Below are 24,880 nucleotides of genomic sequence, written 5' to 3' on the forward strand. Positions count from 1 at the left end.
TATGCCAAAAGTATCAGAAGCCCTTGGACAACGAGATGTTGAGGGCAATAGGCCGGAGTTTACCTTCTTCGAGCGGGAAAGCGAGGTCTACGTGGGCAGGCAATCCCAGAATGCGGGTGCGAATGCCGGTGCCAAAGCTCTGGATGTAGGCTGGTTTGAGCGTCTGGACGGTGATAAGGAAGGGTGGGGCGGTGATAAGGCGCTCTTCTACCACCGAGCGGTCGCGAAGGGGGTTCCCTTCGCTCCAGGCCATACCGAGGTCATAGAAGAAGACCCAGCGGGTATTGTAAAGTGCCTTGGAAGGCAGTACGTTGTTGAACAGGCGCTTGAGCGGGAAGCGGAGTTCGAGGTTGGTGACGGTGTAGTTTCGGCCATAACGGGCGTTGTAGGCATAGCCACGCACGGGTGTCTGAATGCGCCAGAAGTAGAGGTCCTCGGGGTCGCCGATGAGTTTGTTTATGAACGTCAGCGGGTTGGCATAGGTGGTGTTGAACCAGTTGTCTACGCCGCCCACCAGAAACTCCTGGGTGCGGCCCCCGCCCATTCCTACGCCAGCGGCAAAGCGGCCTGCCAACACTACATCGCCAAATACGCGGCGGTAGCCACGGAAATCGGCGAGGGCGGCGGAGTAGTCCCAGGTGCCCCGGTCACGGGAGTAGTAGGTTTCGTAGGTGAAGTTTGCTTTGAAGCCCTGAACGGGGAAGTCGTCGCGGTAGCGGACATTGTCCCAGTCGGCACGGAGGCGCAGGGCCATGAGGTCGCGCTGTGCGCCCACTGGAAGGGGGTCGCGGGGGTTGAGGTCGCGCTGTGTGAGGCTGATGTACTCGCCCTCCACGCCTACGCGAGCCCACCGGTTGATGGGGTAGAAGAGTGCCAGCCGCGTGGTATTGGTGATGTAACGGCTGCGGAAGAGCGTGAGGACGGTGCGGCCACGGAGTTCACTGGGCAGGTATTCGTCGAGCAGGCCACTACCCAGCAGGCGGGTGCTGCGGCGCATGCCAAACTCGGCATAGGGCCGGAACTTGGAGTAGCGGTAGTTAAAGTAGAGATCGTTACTGGCGAAATCAAAGAAGATGGACGCCCCGGCTGTGAGGTTGTGGTAGTTCTTGAGGTCGGCGATACGCGCCTCGATTCCCGTGTTGATACCCAGAAGTCCCTGCCGGAAAATGGGATCGAGCGTGTTATCGTTGGTAATCTGCAGTAGGTTGAGGCCGGGTTTGGGGTTGCGCAGCTTGCTGACAGTAATGTTGTTGATATCGAATTGCTGTGCGGCGGCGCTCCGGCTGCGTAGGCGGCGGAGCAGGCGTGCAGAGGCAGAGATGCGCTTCTCAGACGAGTCCTCGGCTTCGTCGAACACATAGAAACGGCGCGAGGGCTTAGGCTGAAACTGGGCCTGCGCTCTGGCTTTGGCAATGGAATCGGCTGATGCTTTCTGAAGGCTGTCGGCTGCCAGCGAGTCGTTTACGGCCCGCAGGGAATCCTGCATGCGCTGCGCCTCGCGCTCGGCTTTCTCGATAAGGGCTTTGACATAGCGCGAATAACGCTGATTGGCCTCTGGCGTCTTGGCAACGTTGAGGTTTTGGAGGTAGTTGATGCGCGGAAGGGTCACTACCTGCTGGCGACCACCAATCCAGGTAGTGGAAATGGCTTCGGCGGCGGCGCCACGGCCCAGAATGCTGACGGGTCCAAGGCCAGTGTTGAAGTTGGAGATGGCGCGCTCTTCGGTGTTGTTGCTGTCGAGGTCGATGACGGCGATATTGGGCAGACCACTGAGGTCGGACAGGAAGACGAGTCTGCCGTTGTGATTGGTGAGGGCGTACTCGTCGGCGTAGGGGGTGAAGGTCATGCGCTGGGGCATGTTGGCACCAGGAGGGAAAGGGAGCGTGTAGATGTCATTCGCCAGCAGCGAGGTGTTGTAGTTCATTGCTACTCGCTTGACACCCAGTGAATCACCGCCATTGGAGGTGAAATAAAGGCGGCGGCTGTCCATGCTCCAGACGGGCCAAAGCTCATCGTAGGGCGTGGCTGTCACCTGCAGTAGACCTTCGGACTTGGTGGGCTGCACATACAGATCTGTTACGCCGTTTTTGGTGGCCGAAAGCACCATGTTGGCACCATTGGGGGCCCAGGAAATATGACGTATCCAGTCTACTTTGTCTTGCAGGTCAATGTTTTGTGCTTTTCGGGTAGTGACATCATAAACGATTAGCCTTGGCTTGCTTGCCAGCGGGCCGGCAGTAGCCAGTTGCATTCCGTCGGGGCTCCAGGCGAGAGGTAGCACGAGGTTACGGTTGGCGCCCAGGTCAGTCTCGAAACCGTATCGAATGCCCGTGCTGCGCAGTTTGTTGGTGGCGTATTCGTGCAGAAACACCTCATAGAGGCCAATGCGCTCGCCTACCATTGCCTGATACTTGCGGTCGGGGCTGGTGGCGGCGCTTACCAGACGCCACCCTTTGGGCAACTGTGCGCCAGTGCGTTGGGCCTCGGCCAGGGCCACCCGCTCCTGCGGAAACGCTACCGTAGTCCACTCGATCCAGCGGGCTGTCAGCGCATTCATATTCATTCCCAGCAGCGTGATGAAGGCGCTTTCCACACTGCGCGTCAGGCGCGTCATGTAGATGATTTCGAAGAGCTTTTTACGGCCGTACACCTGGTCTACGAAATAGAAAATGGATTTGCGCAGACGGGTAAGTTCAGGTGAGATTTTTTCCGAGATGACTTCGTCGGCAAAAGCTTCGGCGTTTTTGTCGAGGCTGCGCAGGAAGGCTTCGTCATCGGCGGTCCAGCCTTCGCCAATGTAGTTGCTGAGGCCGGCGATGTACCATTCGGGCACATAGAGAAACAGCTGGCTTTCGAAGGCGGAAAAGTCAGAGCCACCGAAGAAGAGCTCGCGCACCATGCCCTCAGCCACACGGCCACGTATCTGTCTGAAAAGTGCCTGCTGGCTGCCATCGAAGGCTACAGGAATGCGGCGCAGACTCAGCTGGCGGTCGAAGGGAACTTCTTCCTGGTTCATCTGAGCCTTGCTGTAATGCAGGGGGCTGGCGTAGACATACAGCTGGAAGCGGGCCTCATTGCGCATTTCCAGCTGACGGCGTATTTCGTTGTAGGCCTGCTCGGCGTAGCGGGCAGCGACATCGGCCAGAGGCCTGTTTTTGTCGTAGAAGTGAATTTCGAAGTGCTCGGAGTTGAGGTAATACCAGTTGCGCGAAGTAGGACGCAGGTCTGCAACAGGGTTTTTGCCAAAAGGCTGATACTGTTGGTTTTGGGCGTATGCGGCGACACCGGCAGTCGCGAGCAGTACTGTCAGCCCAAATGCGCCCAGGCGCTTAGAAAAGAGGCAGAACATTGCCAGCATGTAACAATGATACGATTTTGGCCTGAAGCCACAGTAGGCATTCTGGGTTATTAACACACCAGTGGGCCAGTACGTTTCCCCCGAAAGCACTACTTGTAGGTTGCGCGGTCTTCGCGGGTTTCGATGTGGGGGCGCTGACTGGCTGCGGCTACGGCGCGGGCTGCCAGTTCGGCCAGGCTGCCTGCCTCGGTTTCGGTGATGCGCCCACCCGGCAACTGCGCCCAGGTGGAACTGGCATCAGGGCCAATGTTCAGCACCAGCCAGTGGCTGTGTCGCTGGCTACCGCGGTTTTCCAGTTCCAGCAGAAAGCGCGTCTGGTGGGGTTCTTCGCGCACGCCGCTACGGAGACGGTTGGCCCCACGGGCCCTGCGCAACATTTGCCGCACCTGTTGCCACCGGGTCTGAAAGGAAGTATCTGACGACATGGGGTGAGATTTTTTGCGGTACTGAAAAAGGATTCTGGCAGGCTAAAAATTGCATTACTGTCAAAAAAGTGCCTTTGATAATGGCATTTGGTTAAAGCTCTGCAAAGATGGAGGGATTATAATGCATAAACACCACAGACTGGACGGTGTCACATACAACAAAGTGCGGGGGGCTGCGTTTGTTTTGGTGGATTGAAGAAAGAACCGAACGGTTGTTAGATTGTAACAGAAAACTTACAACTTTGCCGCGCTTGCGACAGTTATTCCTACATATCGCAGTATTGATATTGCTGCTTCAAGTGGCCCCTGCCACTGTTTATGCGCAGTGCGAGGGGTGTGTTACCCCGGCGGATGCGCCCGGAACCCCGTCATATTGCTTCAAGGCCAGTGTGGCCGATGCACGCTGTGCGCAGTTTTTTCAGTCTGACTCGCTGCGGTTCGCCTACTACTCTGGTAAGGGTAGTAAGGCCATTTGGCTGCCACTGCCTGCCTCTGCTTCGCTGGAGGCAGTGATGCCTGTGGTGAAAGCCAACAGCAAGCTGAAAGGACCTGACGCCCTCTTCGTGCAGGCCGCCATCGCTGCCTGGTATCAGGCCAAGCCCACGCTGGGCTTCACGTTCCGGCCTTCGGGGCTGGCCATCAAAATGATCAAATCTGGTACAGGTTCACCGGCTGCTGTTGGGCAGAAGGTGACGTGCCACTATAAAATGTACCTCCGTAATGGTAAGGTGATTCAGGACTCCCGTCAGGCGGGGGTTCCGGTTGCTGCCGTTATGGGTGCGGGACAGTTGCTGAAAGGCTGGGAAGAAGGGCTGATGCAGATGCCGCGCGGCAGTGTGGCGACGCTCCGGCTCCCGTCCGAACTGGCGTTTGGCAATAAACCGTACGGCGATCTGATCCCTGCCAACTCAGAGATCTGGATTGACCTGGAAGTGTTAAATATTGAATGACAACCCTTTTTTGACATGGTAGCTACTGACCTGAGCACCCCCGTCGACATTCGTCGCACCGCCGATTCCCGGCTGTCGAGTGTAGACCTGAACAACGTTGTATTTGGCAGCACCCTCGCTGACCACGTATTCTCCGTTGAATTCAGTGATGGTGCATGGCGACAACCCCGCATCATGCCTTATGGGCACATGGACCACGGTCATGCCATGTCGGCACTGCACTACGGCCAAGCCATTTTCGAAGGTATGAAAGCCTATCGTGGGGTTGATGGCAAGGTTCGCCTGTTCCGTGGCGAATCGCACTGGGAGCGCATGAACCGCTCGGCGGCCCGCATGTGCATGCCCAGCATTGGCCGTGAGCATTTTGTAGGCGGCATTCTGGAACTGCTCCGTGTAGACGAAGCATGGGTCCCCAGTGGCGAAGGCAGCTCGCTGTACCTGCGCCCGCTGATGTATGCCTGCGACGAGTTCATCGGCGTACGCCCCTCGGCTACCTACCGCATGACGGTAATGACCAGCCCCGCCAACCGCTATTACACCAAGGCTGTGAAGGCCCTGGCCAGCACCGAGCACATCCGTGCCGCTGAAGGCGGTGTAGGCGCTGCCAAGTGCGCTGGCAACTACGGCCTCTCCATGCTGGCCGGCAAGATTGCCCGCGAAGCTGGCTTCGACGTAGTGGTATGGCTGGATGCCAAGAACCGCAAGAACATCGAGGAGTTCAGCACCATGAATGCCTTCTTTGTAATTGACGGCAAAATCGTAACTCCTACCGCGGGCATTACCGTACTTGAAGGCATTACCCGCGACAGCGTTCTGACGCTGGCCCGCGAGGCAGGCATCCCGATTGATATCCGTCCTATCAGCATCGACGAAATCATCGAAGCCAGCCAGAAGGGCCGTCTGCAGGAGGCTTTTGGTACTGGCACCGCCGCTACCGTGGCACCGCTGGCCCAAATCCGCTACAAGGACACCGACATCATGCTGCCTGCGGTAGAAAACTGGAAGGTAGGCACCATGCTGGCCAAGAAGCTGGACGACATCAAGTACGGCATTGCACCCGATGTGCACGGCTGGATGACGGCCATCTGAGGCATAAGCAACTGAGAACAAAGGGGAGCCACGCTCCCCTTTTTCTTTGCCCCTTTGACAGTGTGGGCTAACGCTTATCTTACGCCATGCAAAAGCGCATTGTACTGTTCCCCGGCTCGTTTGACCCCATCACGCTGGGGCATATTGAGATGATAGACCGTGCACTGGAGATTTTCGATGAAGTACACGTGGGGGTGGGTGTCAACTCACAGAAGAGCACCATGTTCTCACCCGAACAGCGGGTCGGCTGGATTCGCCTGCACTTTGCTTCCGAGCCCCGTGTAAAAGTAGAGACGTTCTCGGGCCTGACAGTGAACTTCGCCCGTCAGATTGGTGCGCGCTTTCTGCTGCGGGGCCTGCGCTCGTCGCCCGACTTTGAGTACGAAAAGAACATTGACCTGCTGAACAAGCACCTCAATACGGGCATCGATACGATCTACATGATCAGTCGCCCCGAGAGCCAGCATATTTCCAGCTCGCTGGTGCGCGAGGTCATCCGGTTTCATGGCAACCTGCAGGGGCTGGTGCCCGATTCCATCATTTCGGAAATCTACGCAGATACCCCGTCAGCAGTTCGCGGATAGCGGCATAGGTGGGGCGCTCGGCATCCAGCAGCTGGGCTTTGGGCGTCCATTCCACCGCGGTAATGTCTTCAGACTCCTGTGGCACCAGCGTGCCCGGCTTCACTGCCTTCATGCGAAACCAGTGGGTGGTTTTGAAGACCCAGCGGTAATTGAGCTTGTAGATGTGGTAGGTGGGGTCGAGCGGCTCCAGCAGCAGCAGTTCGCCCAGGCCGGCTTCCTCCTGCACTTCGCGGATGGCGGCAGCGTCTACCGACTCGCCGTCGTCTATCTTGCCCTTGGGCAGGTCCCAGGTGCCAAGGCGGAAGATGGTGAGGACAGTTCCGTCCGGGTGTTCGACGATACCACCAGCGGCCTCGATGTGGGTGAAGACGTGGCGGAACTCGTCGAAGAAGTCGGCGAGGGCTTCCGGCGTGGGGAAGGTGAGCTGGCGGTGGTTGCGGTCGGTGTAGGATTGCAGCCAGTTGGCCGCATCGGCGGCTATGGGCTGTTTACCGGACGCGGACCCCACCTCGAGCTGCAAACATGCGTCGCGATGGAAGATTTTCATTTCTTTGCGGCCCTACGGCACTGCAAAGATGACACACGGCACGCAAATATCGGCGGACATCGCCCGGCATTTACTGAAGATAGAGGCGGTGCGCCTGCGCCCCGACCAGCCCTACACCTGGGCAAGTGGCTGGAAAAGCCCCATTTACTGCGACAACCGCATGACGCTTTCTTTTCTCGACGTCCGCGAGACGATTCGAAAAGGGTTTGTGGAGTTTGCCCGAGCGTTGTATCCACAGGCCGAGGTAGTATGTGGCGTGGCCACTGGGGGTATTCCGCACGGCATGCTGGCGGCCGATACCCTGGGGCTGCCGTTCATTTACGTGCGCCCCGCTCCCAAGAGCCACGGCCTGGGCAACCAGGTGGAAGGCGCCATCTGGCCGGGCAAGAAAGTGCTGGTAATTGAGGATCTGGTAAGTACCGGCGGCAGCAGCCTGAAAGCCGTACAGGCCCTGCGCGAGGTAGGCTACGATGTCTGCGGCATGCTCAGCGTGTTCAGCTATGGCTTCCCACAGGCGGTGCAGGCGTTCGAGCAGGCGGGGGTATCGTTCAGGCCCCTGTGTACGCTGGAAGACCTGTTGGGTGTGGCCCACGAACAGGGCGCACTCACCGAGGCGCAGATCGAACTGGTGCGGAGTTTCCAGCGCGACCCGGCCAACTGGGGCACCCAAAGCTGATGCGTTTCGTTTTACGGCTGCCGGTCGCTATCTTTACCACTCCAAACAACCCTGCCGACGCATGAACGCGCTGTTGGAAAAAGCTACCCAGGAGCTGCAGTCCAGCCTCCTCACCATCACCCAGTATCAGGGCGAAGTGTCGCTGCATACGTCAGTTGACAAACTGCATTCGCTGCTGAAGGCCCTGAAGGAAACCTACGGCTTCGACTACATGGTGGACATCGCCACCGTGGACCACTACACCGACGAAGGCCGTTTCGAGGTGAACTACAACCTCTTCAACCTGGAAGCCAAAGTGCGTGTGCGCGTAAAGGTGCGTGTGGAAGAAGACCACCCCGTAGTGCCTACCTGCACCGACCTCTGGCCCGGCGCCAACTGGCACGAGCGCGAAGCCTTCGATATGATGGGCATTGAGTTCAGTGGCCACCCCGACCCACGCCGCATCTTCATGCCCGAGGACTTCCAGTTCTACCCCCACCGCAAGGAGTTTCCGCTGATTGGCATTCCTGGCTCCATCCAGATGCCCGAGAAAGACGCGCCCAAGGGCTACAAATAATCGCTGTAGCTGTTACGATACACAACGCCCGCCTTTACAGGTGGGCGTTTCTGTTTTTTGCCAACTTTTTCAGCAGCACAGTGGTTATATGCCTGAACATAACCCTTGACGACAAGACTATGCCTCTGCTTGAACCCGGTATGCCCGCGCCCGCTTTCAGCGGCAAAGACCAGAACGGCAATGAAGTATCACTGGCCAGCCTGAAAGGCAGCAAGGTGGTGCTGTATTTCTACCCCAAGGACGATACCCCCGGCTGCACCAAGGAGGCCTGCAACCTGCGCGACAACCACGACGCCCTGCTGAAAGCTGGCTACAAAGTGGTGGGCGTAAGCGTAGACGATGAGGCCAGCCACCAGAAGTTCGCCAAGAAATTCAGTCTGCCCTTTCCGCTGCTGCCCGACACCGACCATGCCATTGTAGAAGCCTACGGTGTGTGGGGCGAGAAGTCGATGTACGGCAAGAAGTACATGGGTACCAACCGCGTAACCTATATCATTGACGAGCAGGGCAAAGTAGCCGAGGTGATTACCAAGGTGAAGACCGAAGCCCACGCCGAACAGATTCTGGGCAAGTAAGCCCCCTTCCGACGAACACACGCACAGCGCCCGGCCCATAGGCTGGGCGTTTGTGTTCAGCCGTTTTTCTGGCGGGCGTTGCGTTGCACGTATAGCTGGTCGTTCAGCATGCGCTCGATCATTTCCCACGAGCGTTTGATGCGGGTTTCTTCGCGTTTGGCACTGCGGATATAGTACATGAGCGAACGGCGTAACCCCAGCGTCAGGGCGTTGAATTTCTCGGCTGCTTCGGGGGCCTGTTCCAGTGCCAGGGCGAACTCTTCTGGGATGTCCAGCTCGGAGGGGTTGGGGTGGGGCCACATGGTGACGGTAACGACATCGCCAACGCGTACTTTGGCCGCCTGGCATAGCAGCCTGCCCATCGACAGAAAGTAACCTCCCGACTTCAGCGTACGGATGGCCAGCTCGAAGGGTGCACCATTGAGCGTGCCCAACATACGCATGCCAATGGGCTTCTCATATCGTGCGATAACCTCAGGCGGTATCTCGAGGCAATGAAAGGTCATGCCCATTTCAAAGCGGTCGATCCGGCTCTGGAAGGTGACAGGTTCCATGCCGAAAAGATAGTGCAGCGGCCAACGCAAAATGCAAACAGGCCCCCGAGAGGGCCTGCTGCACAGTAAAAGTACTGAGAGGTACGGTTAGTCGCGGAAGCGTCGCTTGCTGCCACCAAAGCTCTTGCGGCGGTTGCCACCGTAGAAGCCGTTGCGGCGGTTGCCACCACCCTGGCCGTTGCCTTGGCGGGGGCCGCGGTCTTCAAACACACGCAGTTCCTCGGGCGAGAGCATGAAGTCATGCTCGGCAACCACGGGGATTTTGTTCGCGATGAGCTTCTGGATGTCGCGGAGGAAGTTCTTCTCGTCGGTATCGCAGAAGGAGATGGCCACACCATTGGCGCCAGCACGGCCAGTACGGCCAATGCGGTGCACGTACGACTCGGCCTCGTTGGGGAGGTCGTAGTTGAAGACGTGGGTCAGCTCGGAGACATCGATGCCGCGGGCGGCAATGTCGGTAGCCACGAGTACCTGGGTGCGGCGGCGGCGGAAGTTGTTCAGGGCATCCTGGCGGGCACCTTGCGACTTGTCGCCGTGGATGGCCTGGGCACTGATACCGGCACGCTCAAGGTCGCGGCATACGTTGTCGGCGCCATACTTGGTGCGGGTGAACACCAGGGCACTGCCTACGCTCTCGTCCTGGAGGAGCTGGAGCAGCAGGGCCTTCTTGTTGTTCTTCGACACGTGGTACAGCTCCTGGCGGATGTTCTCCGAGGTAGATGCGACGGGCGTTACTTCTACATGCGCGGGGTTGCGCAGGATGTTGTTGGCCAGGCGCTGGATTTCTACGGGCATGGTAGCCGAGAAAAAGAGCGTTTGGCGTTCGGCGGGCATGGCATCTACGATACGGTTGATATCGTGGATGAAGCCCATGTCGAGCATACGGTCGGCTTCGTCGAGCACAAGCACTTCTACCTGGCTGAGGTTGACCCAGCGCTGGTTCATGAGGTCGAGCAGACGGCCAGGAGTAGCTACGAGGATATCAACACCGCGCTTGAGGGCCTGGGTCTGGGGATACTGCGACACACCGCCAAAAATGACAGAGTGATACAGGCCAGTGTTGCGGCTGTACTTGCGGAGGTTGTCGCCAATCTGGCTGGCGAGTTCGCGGGTCGGGGTCAGGATGAGCGCGCGGACCGGACGGGGGCCATTCCCTGAAATACGGTTCTGAAGGAGGCGCTGAATGACCGGCAGAGAGAAGGCAGCGGTTTTGCCAGTGCCAGTTTGGGCGCAACCGAAGAGGTCTTGCCCGGAGAGTGCCACGGGGATGGCCTGTTCCTGAATCGGGGTGGGCTGAGTGTAACCTTCAGCGTCAAGATTGCGGAGAATGGGCTCCGCGAGGTTCAATTGAGAAAATGACATGCTTCCTTATCGGAGGACTAAAAGTGTTTGCGGTCGAGAACCAGCACACAAACGACTCAATGACATGCCCGGGCGCGCACACAGAGTGAGAGCACGGAAACGTGACAGACAGAGGCTTGAAAGGGACAGCCGAACGGAGAAGGTGGCTGTAACAGGAAAGCGTGCTGGCAATGTAACGGAGAGGTTCGGTTGCTATCTCCGCCTATGCCAGAGCCAGAATGAGGGGTCGCACTGGGCGACGGGCTCCTTGAGGTGGTGATCCTAAACCGCACTGATAACGGTGCTTATTTCTGGATTATGCGGATTTCGTGATTTTTCCTGCAAAAAGTTTTTGAGTGTCTGTTTTGGGTACCAGACGGCTCACGAACGGATTGCCCTCTATATAGAAGCGGTAGGGCAGCAGCGCATCGTCACCAGCATAGTCTACGCCGATGCGCGTGGTGGTGACAATGCTGCCGGGCGCGGCACCGGGCGCTACCCACACGCCGCCCGACTGGTGCAGCAGGTGGCCGTTGTGCTGGCGTGTGATGCCCAGGGCACGGGTCAGCAGGCCAGGGCCGCCACTGAGGTTGCGCGGCAGGGCACCCGACGGCTTGCGGCTCAGGTTGCGGTTGTGCAGCTGCTGCTCTATGCCCAGCACAGGCTCCAGCCCACGGATGAGCACGGCACAGGGTTCGTCGGCCCGGTGTGTCACCACATTGAACAGCTCGTACATGCCGTAACACAGATATATGTAGGCAGCGCCACCAGGCAGGTACATGGTTTCGGTGCGGGCTGTGCGCCGGTGGCCATAGGCATGACAGGCACGGTCGTGTGGACCGTTATAGGCTTCGGTCTCTACGATGCGGCCAGCCAGTAACCCGTCGGGAGTATCGTGTACAAGGTAGCAGCCCAGTAGGGCCTGGGCTATCTGCACCACATCCTCTCCCTGGAAAAAGGGCTCGGGCAGGGGCTGGCGGAGCGATTCGGCAGTAGGCGTTTCCACAGAAAGCAGCTGTTGGCGACACCAAGGTCGGAGGTATTTCCGTTCTTGCAACATGCCACTGGTAGCCCCCAAATCCTATCGCCCGGTGCCGCTGCATATGGGCGGGCATTTACAGACCATTCTACCCAGCCTTTTCCGCAGGGTGAAAGGCATACAGTTTACCCGCGAGCGTATTGACACACCCGACGGCGACTTTCTGGACCTGGACTGGGTGCAGGCAACGCCGGGCAAGCCCAGCCGCCGCCTGCTGGTGGTGTCGCACGGGCTGGAGGGCGACACTCAGCGCCACTATGTGACTGGCATGGCACGGCTCTTCCTGAACGAAGGATGGGATGTATTGGCCTGGAACTGCCGCAGCTGCAGCGGCGAGATGAACCGCCTGCTGCGCCTGTACCACCACGGCGATACGCCCGACCTGGGGCTGGTGGTGCGTCATGGCATTGCGAAGCATGGCTACACGCAGGTGGGCCTGACGGGCATCAGCCTGGGCGGCAACCTGACCATGAAATACCTGGGGGAAGACGCCGCCAACCTGCCGAAGGAGGTGATAGGCGGGGTAGGGCTGTCGGTGCCCATTGACCTGCGCGGCTCGGAAGAAGTACTGGCGCTGCCGTCGCGTAAAATCTACTTTCAGCGGTTCATCAAAAAGCTGCACAAAAAGCTGCAATACAAGGCCGAGCGTTTCCCCGGCGCGGTAGACCTCACAGGCTTTGATCAGATCAAACGCTTTCGCGACTTCGATGCGCGTTACACAGCGCCTATCCACGGGTTTGCCAGCGCCGACGACTACTATGCACGCGCGGCCTCGGGCCCTTACCTACCTGGCATAGACCGGCCTGCACTCGTAATCAATGCGGCAAACGACCCCTTCCTTTCCGAAGGGTGCTTCCCTACCACATTTGCGGCAACTCACCCCTTTTTTCATCTGGAAATCCCGAACGAGGGAGGGCACGTTGGGTTCATGGAACGGGGTCAACGGGCCAGTTACGCGGAAAGGCGCGCTTTGGAGTTTCTGTTGGAAACTGCCAATTCGGTGAGTAAGAAAGGCTAATCCTTTCAGGGGAGGGCCTTTTTTCCGAACTTGCCTGTATAACGGAGTAGGCATCTCTGCCTGTTTCGGTCACCCTCTCTCTACTACCCCCACACGCCATGAACCGACTACTCTTCATGGCCCTCTTCGTCGCTGTACTGGCCGCGCCAGTGGTACAGGTGAAAGGGCAAGGACAGGAAGTAGCCGCTTTCCAGGAGCCGGGCGCTACGCCCCTCAGCCAGGAGAAACCCGCCTGGGTTGCCTTTGTCAACGTGCTCAACAGCGACAATGACGCCGACCTCGATGCGTTTCTGGCCGCACCGGATGTGAACATGCACCTGCGTAATGGCATTGGCCGCACCATGCTGCACATGGCTGTTATGGATGGTAACATCACTGCCGTGCGCAAACTGCTCCGCGCCGGGGCCGACCCCAATACCGTTGACAGCCTTTACGGTAATACCCCCCTGCACGAGGCTGCCCTGAAAGGGGTAGTGGAAATAGGCAAGCTGCTGCTGGAAGCGGGAGCCCGAGTATCGGTGCGAGACCGCCAGGGCGCTTCGGCCCTGCACATGGCCGCCGGCAATGACCAGGCAGACTTTGTGCGCCTGCTGTTGACGGCTGGCGCCAATGTCAATGCCCGCGACAAGGAAGAAGTAACGCCCCTGCACTGTGCGGTGCTGAGTGGCAACCTGCAAGTAACCGAAGCCCTGTTGGGTGGCGGTGCCTATCTGGAGGCTAAAACGCTGAGCGCCTGGGATATGCCCGGCCAAACCACGCCGCTGCATATAGCTGCCGAGCATGGCAACCTGGCAATTGTAGAACTGCTGATAGAGAAGGGTGCCCAACTGACCACCCAAAACGAAGACGGCCAGTCTGCGTTGAATCTGGCCTATGCCAACAAGCACACCGAAGTAGTGCGCTATTTGCAGAGCAAGGGCGCCAAGTTCTGATTTAGCGTGCTACCTATTGGCTTACAGCCACTTGTTGCGCTTGAACCACACGTAGATACCAACGGATATCAGCACCATGACGCCGATGGTGATTGGATAGCCGTAGGGTGAACGTAGTTCTGGCATGATGTCGAAGTTCATGCCATAGATTCCGGCCACAAACGTGAGCGGTAGAAAGAATACCGAGAAAATGGTGAGTACGCGCACGACCTCGTTGTTGCGGTGCGAGGCAATGTTGAGATACATGCCCATGAGGTTCTGCGAGTCGTTCACCAGTTCTTCCGACTGGAAGTAGAGTGCGTCGATGGTTTCGCGGACATCCTGTCGCACGGTGCCCAGGTCGGCCGAGCAGAGTTCGTCCAGCTTGGCCAGTATGTCCAGCTTCATGCGCAACATCTTGCGGATGAGCGTCAGGCGGCGTTTGAAGAAGTAGAACTGCTGGAAGTCGAGGTCAATGCGGTCTTCATTGAAGACATTGAACTCATAGCCATCCATGAGTTTCTCCGAGGCGTCGAGCGACTCGTTGTAGCTTTCGGCAGTGGCCTCCAGCAGACGCAGAAACAGTTCGGCGGGCTGGGCAGGCAGGGCTTCTGCACCACTCCGGTAACGATCCGTCAGTTTGGTGAAGAAGGGCATCTCGGCCCGGTGGATGGTGATGAAGGCCTGTTCTGTGACAAAAACCGCAAGTTTGCGGGTAATCTGCTGCACCACGCTGGCAGTGGCAGTGGGCAGCACGGCCTCGTCGTAGGCGCGTAGGATAAAGAAATGCGAGCGGCCAAAACGCTCTACCTTGGGCAGGTGCCAGGGCTCCAGGCAGTCTTCTACGCTGGAAGGGTGTAGTCCATATTCCGCGGCAAGCGACTGCAGCTCTTCAGCCTTGGGCTGAACAACGTCAATCCATTTGTAGCTGCCGGACGGACTTTCCAGCAAGACGGTTTTCATGGCGGAGGAGCGGGGAAATCAGCCGCGGCAAGATACGCTACAGTGCCCCCCGCGCCAAGTGTTTACATGCGGCTGGGGACGCGGATGCCCAGCAGACCCATCACCGTGCGGATGCACGTGGCCACGGCCTGCGACAGCGCCAGACGCACCTGCAATACATCGGGGTTTTCCTCTTTCAGGACGGGGACCTCGTAGTAGAAGCGGTTGTAGTCTTTGGCCAGATCCAGCACATAGGCCGCCAGCAGGCTGGGGTCGTACTGGTTGGCGGCGTCCACCAGCGTGGAGCTGTAGAGGTACAGGCGGCTGACGACGGCGCGCTCGGCCGGATGCAGCTCGGCGGCAGCGGCGGCAGCCTTGGGGCTGTAGCCCTGTTGGCGTGCCCGTTCCAGCAGACTGTGGATGCGTGCATGGGTATACTGCACGAAGGGGCCGGTGTCACCTTGCAGGCTCACGCTCTCCTGCGGGTCATAGAGCATCTTCTTGGCGGGCCCCACCTTCAGCAGGAAAAACTTGAGGGCGCCCATGCCCAGCATCTCGTACAGGTCTTTCAGCTCGGCGTCGGTAAAGCCTTCGATGCGGCCACGTTCGGTGGTTTCGGCTTCGGCGGCGCGCACCACTTCGGCCATCAGATCGTCGGCGTCTACTACGGTGCCTTCGCGGCTTTTCATCTTGCCACTGGGCAGCTCCACCATGCCATAGCTCAGGTGGTACATGCCGGGAGCGTAGGGGCGGCCCAGGCGACGCAGAATCGAGATCAGGACCTTCATGTGGTAGTCCTGCTCGTTGCCGATGACGTAGACCGAACGCTCCATGCCGCCTACGCGGGTGGTCATGTCGCGCAGCTTGAGGTCGGCGGTACCGAGGTCCTGCGTGATGTACACACTGGTGCCATCGGAACGCAGCACTACCTTTTCGTCCAGCCCTTCGTCTTTGAGGTCAGCCCACACCGAGCCATCGGGGCGGCGGTAGAAAACGCCTTTCGTAAGGCCCTCTTCGATGATGTCTTTGCCCAGCAGGTAGGTTTCGCTTTCATGATACTGAACGTCGAAGCGAATGCCCATGCGGCGGTAGGTCTCTTCGAAGCCATCGTACACCCAGCCGTTCATCTTCTGCCACAGGGCGCGCACCTCTGGGTCGTTGGCTTCCCACTTGCGCAGCATCTCCTGTACGTCGGCCATGATGGGGGCCTGCTTCTTGGCCTGCTCTTCGTCTACGCCCTTGGCGGTCAGCTCGGCTACCTGGGCTTTCAGGCGTTGGTCAAAGTCTACGTAGTATTTGCCCACGAGGTGGTCGCCTTTCAGGCCCTCTTCGGCAGGCGACTTGCCTCCTGACAGTTGCCAGGCCAGCATGCTCTTGCAGATGTGCACGCCGCGGTCGTTCACGAGGTTGGCCCGTACAACCGTAGCTCCCGCCTGTGCCAGCATGCTGCTCACGGCATCGCCCAGGAAGTTGTTGCGCAGATGCCCAAGGTGCAGAGGCTTGTTGGTGTTTGGGCTGGAAAACTCTACCATCACACGCTCGCCTTTAAGGGCGGGCAGCAGAAAGCTGGCATCGCCAGCAGACAGATGGTTCAGCTGCTGCACCCAGAAAGCATCGGCTATGGACAGGTTCAGAAAGCCTTTCACCACCGAGTAGGCCGACACCACACCAGGCATCAGCTTCTGAAGTTCGGCACCGAGTGCGTTGCCAATGGCTTCAGGAGCGCCCAGTTTGTGCTTCATCAGCGGGAAGAGCACCAGCGTGTAGTCGCCGGTATGCTCGGCACTGGTACGCTGAACAGTAAGTGTTTCGGGGCCGATGCTGAGGCTGTAGAGCGAGGCAAGCGCTTGTGCGGCAGCGTGCTGTATCTGCTGCCGGAGGTCCAGGGTGTCCATGTGGCGAAGAGCCGTAACGGGAAAGTCGGGGTAGTAGGAAATCAGTCGTCGAGGAGGCCCGAGAGCAGTTCGAAGGCCACCTGCGCGGTCTGATTGCGGTTGTCGAGCAGCGGGTTGATTTCGCAGAACTCCAGCGCAATCATCTTTTCGGCGCTCCAGAATTGCCACAGCAGTTCCTGCGCCTGTACGATGGAAAGGCCACCGGGGGTGGGGGTTCCGGTACCGGGCACGATGGTCTCGTCGAGGCTGTCGATATCGAAGCTGACGTAGATATAGTCGCACTGGGCCAGATGAGCCAGTGTTTCCTCGGCAATGGTGGCGGCCCCCTTCACGGTGATGTCTTCGGGCGTGAAGTGGCAAATGTTGTGCTTGCGGACAAACTCCCACTCGGGCTCGTCGAGGTCGCGGATGCCTACGAGTACGAGGTCCTGCACCTGCACTTTGGGATAGATGCCGCCGATTTCGCAGAGCAGCTGCCAGGCATGTTTGGTCTTGGCGTCTACGGGGTTGCCAGCCGATTCGGTGGAGTCGGGGCCGGTGGCATGGAGGCCCAGCGAGGCGCCCAGGGGCATGCCATGCATGTTGCCGCTGGGGGTGGTCCAGGGGGTGTTAAGGTCGCCGTGGGCGTCAATCCAGATTACGCCGATGCGCTTGTCGGGGTGGGCCATGCGCAGGCCGGCGAGGGTGCCGCCAGCGTTGGCGTGGTCGCCAGCAATGACCACAGGAATATGGTTGTGGCGGCGGCTGTGCTGTACCGAGCGCGCGATGGTGTTGTACAGTGGTACAATGTTGTGGATGTTGTGCGCGTAAGGCGGCTCATCCACATCGACCGAGTCATCTTCGATCCAGTGTTGGGGATAGCGTTCGAAAAGATCTGAGTTGCGCTGGTTGGCTACCAACCAGATGGCCTCAACTCCCAGACTGGACCCGTATGTTCCGGCACCCAGCTCGGACTTTACGAAGATGTACTCAATCGATCGAATAGGCATACCATTTTTTTGAGGTCCCGGGGCACAATATCGGACCCCGATCACGCACATAAAACTATATTTGCGCGTCTCTTTCAGAGGAATGCAAAGCTACTTAGAATTTCTCGATCTCAGCGTCGAGTTCCCACAGGACGGCTTCGAAGTCATAGACGACGAGCTGTATTTCCATGATATCAACCTCATGGAGATGATTGAGACGTATGGCACGCCCATGCGTTTCACCTACCTGCCTACCATCAGCAAGAAGATCAGGCAGGCCAAGCTTTACTTCCAGAATGCCATCCTGAAGGCAAACTACCGCGGCAGTTACACCTATTGCTACTGCACCAAGAGTTCGCATTTCCGGTATGTCCTGGAAGAGGCGTTGAAAAACGACATTCACCTGGAAACCAGCAGCGCCTTCGACATGCCGCTCATCGATGCCCTCGAGAAGCGTGGGCTGGTGAAGAAGGACGTCATGGTAGTGTGCAACGGCTTCAAGCGCGACCAGTACAAGCAGTACATCGTCGACATGCTCCACGACGGCTTCAGCAACGTAATCCCGGTGCTGGACAACAAAGAGGAGTTCAACTTCTACGCCAGCGAGCTGGAAGAGAACATCCCCGTGAAGCTGGGTGTGCGTCTAGCCATTGAAGAGAAGCCCGACTTCCCCATGTATACCACCCGTCTGGGCATCCGCCCCGACGAAATCCTCGACCTCTACGACTCGAAGATCAAGGAGTCCAAGCAGTTCAACATCGAAATGCTGCACTTCTTCATCAACAGTGGCATACAGGACACCCCCTACTACTGGAACGAGCTGGAGAAAGTGGTGCAGTTCTACTGCAAGTTCAAGAAGGTGAACCCCGAGCTGAAGATGCTGAACATCGGCGGCGGGCTGCCTTACCGCAACTCACTCGCTTTCCAGTTCGACTACGAGTATATCATCGGCGAGATCATCCAGCGTATCAAGGACATCTGCTCCGAGAACGACGTGATGGAGCCAGATATCGTGACCGAGTTCGGCAGCTACACTGTGGCCGAGTCCAGCGGCATCATCTTCAAGGTGCTGGGCCGCAAGCAGCAGAACGACCGCGAGAAGTGGCTGATTCTGGATGGCAGCCTCATGACCACCCTGCCCGATGCCTGGGCCCTGAATCACCGCTACATCCTGCTCCCCATCAACAACTGGGACGTGGAGATTGAGCGCGTGAACCTTGGCGGCATGACCTGTGACCACATGGACTTCTATCACCAGGATGCCCACGTAGATGCCGTCTACATGCCCAAGACCCGCAAGCAGCAGTACGTTGGTTTCTTCCACACGGGTGCCTACCAGCAGTCGCTCAGTGGGGTGGGGGGCATTCACCACTGCCTTATCCCCACACCCAAGCACGTGCTCATTCGCCGCAACAAGGACGAAACGCTCAACTTTGAGCTCTTCGCCGAGGAGCAGAACAGCAAGCAGGTGCTCAAAATCCTGGGCTTCTGATTACACCGTAACGCAAACGAAGACGGCGCTGATTCAGCGCCGTTTCTTTTTTCTGCCTTTGCCGCTTTGTTCGGCAGCCACTCGTGCTGCCTCTTCCTCTGGGGTCTCGCCGCGCTTGTTGAGGTTGGCTTCGCGCCCCACCTGTGGCAGCCCAAAAGGGTGGGTGTATAGGTTGAACCGCTCCGACTGGTTGAAGTAGTGCTTCATGAAGAACTTGGCCAGTACGGGGCCACTCTGGTTGCTGCCCAGTTCCTCATAGGCTTCAGCAAAGAACCGGCAGTTGCTGGCCATCAGGCGCAGCAGCTCCAGCCTTTGTTTCAGCCCCATTTCGGGCATGAAGGCGTCTTTCATGGCCGCTTCGAGGCTGTCGGCTTCGCGGTCGTACTTCTCGGCCTTGGTTTCGTACTGGGTCTTCTTGTTCTCGGCATTCTCGCCCACCACGATTGCCTTGAGGAACAAAGCGCGGCTGCGGATGGCATCTTCTTCCAACCGGATGGATGGCGAGGTGGCAATGATGGCCACGTAGGTGTCTTCGCCGCGGTTGTCGACCTGGGCCGAGTCGATGAAGATTTTCTGCGTCTTGACTACGTGGAGATAGTAGTAGCCAAAGCCACTTTGAATCTTGATGCCCGAATTGGTCATCAGCTCGGGGTCGAGTATGGCGACGTCGAAGCCGTTGAGGATGGACAGCCGCTGGTTGACGGTGTCGTTCTTGGTGACAAAGGGCTCCTCGACGGTGTCGATCAGCTGGGCTGCGACTCCCAGGGGTGCCAGTGCCAGAACCGCTACAAAGAGCAGCACGGCGCGCAGGCGCAGGTGGAGTGAGGCGGCAGTCGGCACGTCGCAAATATGGGCAATCGGCGCCGGATTCCGGTGGTCAGTTGTCGGACGGGGGCAACTGGCTTGCCGTGCTGCCTGCAAAGGGTGTCTGGCCGTCGGTGGGCTTGGGCAGGCGCGGCTGTTGCAGCAGGCGCTCCAGATTTGGGTTGCGGGTGAGCCCCACTGGTGCAGCCGAGGGGATGAACGGACAGGCCAAACCCTCCTGATAACTGGCTTGCGGATAGAATAGGGGACTGTCGCTCATAGCTGTTTGTACATGTAAGTAACGAAAACAGCCAGACATACGTCTGGCTGTTCGCTCTCGATTAACAAAAGATAGAGAAAGTAGCCGTAGCTGCCGCTTATGCGGTAGCGGCTTCGGTCATATACGCTTCCATTGGGGGACAGGCACACACCAGGTTACGGTCGCCATGGGTGTTGTTCACACGGCCAACGGCAGGCCAGAACTTGCGGGTGATAATCCATGGCAGTGGGAAGGCTGCCTGCTGACGGCTGTAGGGATGGCTCCACTGGTCGGCGGTGACTACCTCGGCTGTGTGTGGGGCATTCTTCAGCACGTTGTCTTTGGCATCGGCTTTTCCCTCAGCAATGGCGTTGATTTCGCCCATGATGGCAATCATGGCGTCGCAGAAGCGGTCCAGTTCGGCCTTGGCTTCGCTCTCGGTGGGCTCAATCATCAGCGTACCCGCTACAGGGAAGCTGACGGTGGGCGCGTGGTAGCCGTAGTCGATCAGGCGCTTGGCGATGTCTTCTACCTCTATGCCGGTGCTGTGCTTATGGCTACGGAGATCCAGAATCAACTCGTGCGCCACACGGCCGTGGTTGCCGGTGTAGAGTACTGGATAGTGGTTCTCCAGGCGCTTCTTGATGTAGTTGGCATTGAGAATGGCGTAGCGGGTGGCGTCCGTCAGGCCCTCAGCGCCCATCATGCGAATGTAGGTGTAGCTGATGAGCAGGATGCTGGCGCTGCCCCAGGGCGCTGCCGATACCGGCTTCATGCCCTGTGCGCCGCCCGTGGCTATCAGCGGGTGGCTGGGAAGGAAGGGCGCCAGGTGGCTGGCCACGCAGATGGGGCCCATGCCGGGGCCGCCGCCGCCGTGGGGAATGCAGAACGTCTTGTGCAGGTTCAGGTGACAAACGTCAGCACCGATGTTGGCGGGGCTGGTGAGGCCGACCTGCGCATTCATGTTGGCGCCGTCCATGTACACCTGGCCACCGTTGGCATGGATGATGGCGCAGATTTCCTTGATCGACTCCTCGAACACCCCGTGCGTAGAAGGATAGGTGACCATCAGGCAGGCGAGACGGTCTTTGTACTGCTCTGCCTTGGCTTTCAGTTCGGCTACATCGATGTTGCCGTTTTCGTCGCACTTGGTCACTACCACTTCCATGCCAGCCATGACGGCGCTGGCAGGGTTGGTGCCGTGGGCCGACGACGGAATGAGGGCGATGTTGCGGTGGTGGTCGCCGCGGCTGCGGTGGTATTCGCGGATGACCATGAGGCCTGCATACTCACCCTGCGCGCCGCTGTTCGGTTGCAGCGAGGTGGCGGCAAAGCCGGTACACTCGTTGAGGTACTGCTCCAGTTCGCGGAACAGCTGGTGATAGCCCTTGGCCTGGTCGGCAGGGGCAAACGGGTGTATGGCCCCAAACTCTGGCCAGGTCACCGGAATCATCTCGGTGGTGGCGTTGAGCTTCATGGTGCAGGAGCCCAGCGGAATCATGCTGTGGGCCAGCGACAGGTCGCGGGCTTCCAGACGCTTGATGTAGCGCAGCATCTCCGTCTCGGTGTGGTAGCTGTTGAAGACGGGGTGCGTGAGGAAGTCGCTGCGACGGGCAAAGGGCTCAAAGCGGTTGGCAGGCAGCTTGTCGGCCAGTTCGGCAACAGCGGGGGCAGGCTTGCCCAGTACACCGGCAAAGAGGGCTACTAGCTGCTCGATGTCGGCAGGGGTGGTGGTTTCGTCTACCGAAATGCCCATGCTGCCGTCAGCGTTGTAGCGCAGGTTGATGCTGTTGGCTTCCATCACCTTGCGAACAGCGGCGGCATCTACACCACTTACGTGCAGGGTGTCGAAATAGTGGGCGTTGTGCTGCTTCAGGCCCAGCTTTTCAAGTGCGGAGGCCAGCAGGGCTGCCAGCGCATGGGTACGGCGGGCAATGGCGGTGAGGCCTTTGGGGCCGTGGTACACAGCATACATGCTGGCCATGATGGCGAGCAGTACCTGGGCCGTACAGATGTTGGAGGTAGCTTTCTCGCGGCGGATGTGCTGCTCGCGGGTCTGGAGGGCCAGACGCATGGCAGGCTTGCCCTGGCTGTCTACCGACACGCCAATCAGGCGACCGGGCATGCTGCGCTTGAAGGCATCGCGGCAGGCAAAGAAGGCGGCGTGTGGGCCACCGTAGCCCATCGGCACACCAAAACGCTGGGCCGAACCTACTACGATGTCGGCACCCCACTGGCCGGGGGCTTCCAGCAGCGTCAGCGCCAGCAGGTCGCTTGCTACAATGGCCAGGCCCTTCACTGCATGGATGCGGCTTACCAGCTGGGCATAGTCTTCCACGTTGCCAAAGGTGGTGGGGTATTGCAGCACCACGGCAAAGTATTCTTTGCTCTCAAGGTTCGCGGTGGCTACGTCGGCTACTTCAATGGTGACGCCAATGGGCTCGGCACGGGTTTCCAGTACGGCCAGCGACTGTGGGTGCAGGGCGTTGCTAACCAGCAGCTTGGCACCCAGGCCGTCGGCACGGGTGTGGGCAAAGGCCATTGCCATGCCCTCGGCTACGGCAGTGGCTTCGTCCAGCAGCGAGGCGTTGGCGATGTCCAGGCCGGTGAGGTCCATCACCAGCGTCTGGTAGTTCAGCAGGGCTTCCAGGCGGCCCTGGGCAATCTCGGCCTGATAGGGCGTGTATTGCGTGTACCAGCCTGGATTCTCAAGTACGTTCCGCAGGATGACACCGGGCACATGGGTGTTGTAGTACCCCATGCCGATGTAACTCTTGTATACTTTGTTCTGGCTGGCGATGCCCTTGAGCATTTCCAGCACCTCGGGCTCGGTCATGGCGCTGGGCAGCTTCATGTCGGCTGCCCGGCGGATGGCTCCGGGGATGGTCTGGCTGATAAGTTCATCCACCGACGCTACGCCGATGGTTGCCAGCATCTGCTGGGCTTCCTCTGCATTGGGGCCAATGTGGCGGCCACTGAACGATTCGCGATAGCCGAGGTCGGTTTTCATGAAGTGGGATGAAGAGTCGTAGGGTGCGCAAAGATACACTGCCGAAACAACGAAAACACAGGCCTTTTAGCATACAGCAGGCAGTTACAGGTGGCAGGCCATTCCGGTGTATCTTCGCGGTATGCTGCAACGCCTTCTGGTGCAGAATTTCGCACTCATCGACCGCGTGGACCTGCAATTTGGGCCCAATCTAAACTTGCTTACGGGCGAAACCGGGGCGGGCAAGTCATTGCTGGTGGATGCCATTGGCCTGATTCTGGGCAAACGCGCCGACCCCTCCGTGCTTTTCGACGCCAATCAGAAGTGCATCGTGGAGGCCGAGTTTGTGCTGGCGCAGGAAGTGCTGGCAGGCATACAGGAAGCCCTGCTGGCCGAGGAGGCCGATGCCGAAGCCCTGCCCGACCTCAATGACACCCTGCTGGTGTTGCGCCGCGAGATTGCCCCCGGCGGCCGGTCGCGCGCCTTTGTCAACGACACCCCCGTGACGCTGACCGTGCTGAAAGGCATCACCAGCCGGGTGGTAGATCTGCATGGCCAGCACGATGGCCTACAACTGCTTGCACCCGGCGCACAGCTGGCCGTGCTGGACCAGTATGCCGCCGTCAGCGACGAGGCCCGTGCCTTTGGCCGCGACCTGGCCCGCTGGAAACAGCTGCTGGAAGAGGTGCAGCAACTGAAAAGTGCCCTGGCCGAGGCCCGCAAGCAACAGGACTATTACGAATACCAATACAAGGAGCTAGACGCCGCCGACCTGAAAGAAGGCGAAGACGAGGCTATAGAAGCGCAACTGAGTGCAGCCCAGAATGCCGAGACCATACTCGAGGCCCTGAGCCACGCCGTGCAGCTGATAGAAGGCGAAGAAAATGGTCTGGCACCCATGCTGAAGGGTGCTGCCCGCGAGCTGGAACGCATGTCGGTAGCTGACCCCCGCCTGTCGCCCGAGGCCGAACGCCTCCAGGACCTCCGCTTCCAGCTCGAAGAGGTGGCCGGAAACCTGCGCCAGTTGGCCGAAGAAACCGAACTGGACCCTGAGAAGGCCGCTACGCTGCACGCCCGCCTCGACACCTACAACAAGCTGAAAGTGAAGTTTGCCGTGCGCACCGCCGCCGAACTCATTGCCCTGCGCGATGACTTTGCCACCAAGCTGGAAGCCTACGCCGAGACTCCCGAGCGCATTGCCGCGCTGGAGCAGGAGATAGCCATGCTGTCGGCTCAGCTGGAGAAGCGCGGCCTGGCACTGGAAAAAGCCCGCATCAAGGCCGCCACCGTACTGACCGAGCGCGCCCAGCGCCTTTTCCCCGAAGTAGGCCTGCCCAAAGCCGTCTTCGCAATAAAAGTGGAGCGCCGCAAGGCAGCAGCCGAAGGGCTGGTGGTGGAAGGCGCGCCAGTGGAGTGCGGGCCCCGTGGCATCAACACCGTGGAGTTCCGCATCCAGACCAACCCCGGCGTGGGGGCAGGCACCCTGCAACAGGTAGCCAGCGGTGGCGAGCTCTCGCGCGTAATGCTGGCCCTGAAAACTGCCCTGGCCGAAAAGCTGGCCCTCAGCGTGCTGATCTTCGACGAAATCGACACCGGCATCAGCGGCGAAACTGCCATGAAGGTGGGGCGCACTCTCCAGAACCTCAGCGAGGGGCACCAGGTGCTGGCCATTACGCACCTGCCGCAGATTGCCAGTCGCCCTGGCATGCACTTCTTCATCCGCAAGGAGCAGCTGGCTGACCGTACTTTCACCCGCATCGAGGCACTCGATGACACTGCCCGTGTGGAGCAGATTGCCCGCATGATGGCCGGCGACCGGATTACCGACAGTGCCCTGGCCAACGCCCGCGACCTGATGCACAGTTAGATAGCCCCTGTAGCGGTTTTGCAACCCTTTCGGTGGCTTGT

The 24,880-nt window shown here is 59.1% G+C and carries 22 protein-coding genes; 10 read left to right on the top strand and 12 right to left on the bottom strand.

The window, feature by feature from the left end:
* Positions 1 to 13: 13 nt before the first annotated feature.
* Together AC2D8O_RS06830 and AC2D8O_RS06835 are read right to left on the bottom strand one after the other, a co-directional pair.
* Complete coding sequence (locus AC2D8O_RS06830) at positions 14 to 3,358, bottom strand: hypothetical protein (RefSeq protein WP_484678049.1); 3,345 nt, start codon at positions 3,356 to 3,358, stop codon at positions 14 to 16.
* 89 nt (positions 3,359 to 3,447) lie between these two features.
* A complete protein-coding gene (locus AC2D8O_RS06835) occupies positions 3,448 to 3,783 on the bottom strand; it encodes a hypothetical protein (RefSeq protein ID WP_484678050.1) in 336 nt (111 codons plus the stop codon).
* Positions 3,784 to 4,034: 251 nt separating this feature from the next.
* On the opposite strand from AC2D8O_RS06835, the gene AC2D8O_RS06840 reads away from it, so the two are divergent.
* From AC2D8O_RS06840 to coaD, 3 genes are all read left to right on the top strand, one after another.
* Complete coding sequence (locus tag AC2D8O_RS06840; protein WP_484678051.1) at positions 4,035 to 4,733, top strand: FKBP-type peptidyl-prolyl cis-trans isomerase; 699 nt, start codon at positions 4,035 to 4,037, stop codon at positions 4,731 to 4,733.
* Between the two features lie 15 nt (positions 4,734 to 4,748).
* Complete coding sequence (locus AC2D8O_RS06845; protein WP_484678052.1) at positions 4,749 to 5,822, top strand: branched-chain amino acid aminotransferase; 1,074 nt, start codon at positions 4,749 to 4,751, stop codon at positions 5,820 to 5,822.
* 86 nt (positions 5,823 to 5,908) lie between these two features.
* The gene (coaD, locus tag AC2D8O_RS06850) at positions 5,909 to 6,406 is read left to right on the top strand and encodes a pantetheine-phosphate adenylyltransferase (protein WP_484678053.1); all 498 of its coding nucleotides are present in this window, start codon (positions 5,909 to 5,911) and stop codon (positions 6,404 to 6,406) included.
* Here coaD and AC2D8O_RS06855 read toward each other — a convergent pair.
* Positions 6,360 to 6,953 (bottom strand): NUDIX hydrolase, encoded by a 594-nt coding sequence (locus tag AC2D8O_RS06855; protein WP_484678054.1) that lies wholly within the window; start codon positions 6,951 to 6,953, stop codon positions 6,360 to 6,362. The two genes, coaD and AC2D8O_RS06855, sit on opposite strands and share 47 nt — an antisense overlap.
* Positions 6,954 to 6,981: 28 nt before the next feature.
* On the opposite strand from AC2D8O_RS06855, the gene pyrE reads away from it, so the two are divergent.
* From pyrE to bcp, 3 genes are all read left to right on the top strand, one after another.
* Entirely contained in the window at positions 6,982 to 7,629 is a 648-nt protein-coding gene (gene pyrE / locus AC2D8O_RS06860) for an orotate phosphoribosyltransferase (protein ID WP_484678055.1), read from the top strand.
* A 61-nt stretch (positions 7,630 to 7,690) separates the two neighbouring features.
* Positions 7,691 to 8,185, top strand: a complete 495-nt coding sequence (locus AC2D8O_RS06865) for an NADH-quinone oxidoreductase subunit C (protein ID WP_484678056.1) — start codon at positions 7,691 to 7,693, stop codon at positions 8,183 to 8,185.
* A 119-nt stretch (positions 8,186 to 8,304) separates the two neighbouring features.
* Positions 8,305 to 8,760: a thioredoxin-dependent thiol peroxidase gene (gene bcp, locus AC2D8O_RS06870; protein WP_484678057.1), complete on the top strand. Its 456-nt coding sequence runs from the start codon at positions 8,305 to 8,307 to the stop codon at positions 8,758 to 8,760.
* A 56-nt stretch (positions 8,761 to 8,816) separates the two neighbouring features.
* Here bcp and AC2D8O_RS06875 read toward each other — a convergent pair whose 3' ends face one another.
* The 3 genes from AC2D8O_RS06875 to AC2D8O_RS06885 form a co-directional block, all read right to left on the bottom strand.
* The gene (locus tag AC2D8O_RS06875; protein ID WP_484678058.1) at positions 8,817 to 9,314 is read right to left on the bottom strand and encodes a YdeI/OmpD-associated family protein; all 498 of its coding nucleotides are present in this window, start codon (positions 9,312 to 9,314) and stop codon (positions 8,817 to 8,819) included.
* Between the two features lie 87 nt (positions 9,315 to 9,401).
* Entirely contained in the window at positions 9,402 to 10,676 is a 1,275-nt protein-coding gene (locus AC2D8O_RS06880; RefSeq protein ID WP_484678059.1) for a DEAD/DEAH box helicase, read from the bottom strand.
* A 295-nt stretch (positions 10,677 to 10,971) separates the two neighbouring features.
* Positions 10,972 to 11,661 (bottom strand): DNA-3-methyladenine glycosylase, encoded by a 690-nt coding sequence (locus tag AC2D8O_RS06885; RefSeq protein ID WP_484678060.1) that lies wholly within the window; start codon positions 11,659 to 11,661, stop codon positions 10,972 to 10,974.
* A gap of 52 nt (positions 11,662 to 11,713) precedes the next feature.
* On the opposite strand from AC2D8O_RS06885, the gene AC2D8O_RS06890 reads away from it, so the two are divergent.
* Positions 11,714 to 12,712 carry a YheT family hydrolase gene (locus AC2D8O_RS06890; protein ID WP_484678061.1) on the top strand — a complete coding sequence of 333 codons (999 nt, stop codon included), beginning with the start codon at positions 11,714 to 11,716 and terminating at the stop codon, positions 12,710 to 12,712.
* Between the two features lie 98 nt (positions 12,713 to 12,810).
* Positions 12,811 to 13,644: an ankyrin repeat domain-containing protein gene (locus AC2D8O_RS06895; RefSeq protein ID WP_484678062.1), complete on the top strand. Its 834-nt coding sequence runs from the start codon at positions 12,811 to 12,813 to the stop codon at positions 13,642 to 13,644.
* A 21-nt stretch (positions 13,645 to 13,665) separates the two neighbouring features.
* On the opposite strand, the gene AC2D8O_RS06900 is transcribed toward AC2D8O_RS06895, so the two are convergent.
* From AC2D8O_RS06900 to AC2D8O_RS06910, 3 genes are all read right to left on the bottom strand, one after another.
* Positions 13,666 to 14,586, bottom strand: coding sequence for a CorA family divalent cation transporter (locus AC2D8O_RS06900; RefSeq protein WP_484678063.1), 921 nt, complete (start codon positions 14,584 to 14,586; stop codon positions 13,666 to 13,668).
* Between the two features lie 62 nt (positions 14,587 to 14,648).
* Entirely contained in the window at positions 14,649 to 16,460 is a 1,812-nt protein-coding gene (gene argS / locus AC2D8O_RS06905) for an arginine--tRNA ligase (RefSeq protein WP_484678064.1), read from the bottom strand.
* Between the two features lie 41 nt (positions 16,461 to 16,501).
* Positions 16,502 to 17,449, bottom strand: a complete 948-nt coding sequence (locus tag AC2D8O_RS06910; RefSeq protein WP_484678065.1) for an arginase — start codon at positions 17,447 to 17,449, stop codon at positions 16,502 to 16,504.
* Between the two features lie 82 nt (positions 17,450 to 17,531).
* On the opposite strand from AC2D8O_RS06910, the gene AC2D8O_RS06915 reads away from it, so the two are divergent.
* The gene (locus AC2D8O_RS06915; RefSeq protein ID WP_484678066.1) at positions 17,532 to 18,920 is read left to right on the top strand and encodes a type III PLP-dependent enzyme domain-containing protein; all 1,389 of its coding nucleotides are present in this window, start codon (positions 17,532 to 17,534) and stop codon (positions 18,918 to 18,920) included.
* 33 nt (positions 18,921 to 18,953) lie between these two features.
* Here AC2D8O_RS06915 and AC2D8O_RS06920 read toward each other — a convergent pair whose 3' ends face one another.
* From AC2D8O_RS06920 to gcvP, 3 genes are all read right to left on the bottom strand, one after another.
* Positions 18,954 to 19,760 carry a hypothetical protein gene (locus AC2D8O_RS06920; protein WP_484678067.1) on the bottom strand — a complete coding sequence of 269 codons (807 nt, stop codon included), beginning with the start codon at positions 19,758 to 19,760 and terminating at the stop codon, positions 18,954 to 18,956.
* A 37-nt stretch (positions 19,761 to 19,797) separates the two neighbouring features.
* Positions 19,798 to 20,004 (bottom strand): hypothetical protein, encoded by a 207-nt coding sequence (locus AC2D8O_RS06925; RefSeq protein ID WP_484678068.1) that lies wholly within the window; start codon positions 20,002 to 20,004, stop codon positions 19,798 to 19,800.
* A 97-nt stretch (positions 20,005 to 20,101) separates the two neighbouring features.
* Entirely contained in the window at positions 20,102 to 22,993 is a 2,892-nt protein-coding gene (gene gcvP, locus AC2D8O_RS06930) for an aminomethyl-transferring glycine dehydrogenase (protein ID WP_484678069.1), read from the bottom strand.
* A 121-nt stretch (positions 22,994 to 23,114) separates the two neighbouring features.
* Here gcvP and recN point away from each other — a divergent pair, with 121 nt between their 5' ends.
* Positions 23,115 to 24,839: a DNA repair protein RecN gene (gene recN / locus AC2D8O_RS06935; RefSeq protein ID WP_484678070.1), complete on the top strand. Its 1,725-nt coding sequence runs from the start codon at positions 23,115 to 23,117 to the stop codon at positions 24,837 to 24,839.
* Positions 24,840 to 24,880 lie beyond the last annotated feature (41 nt).

This window comes from Pontibacter sp. T17, from assembly GCF_057219875.1.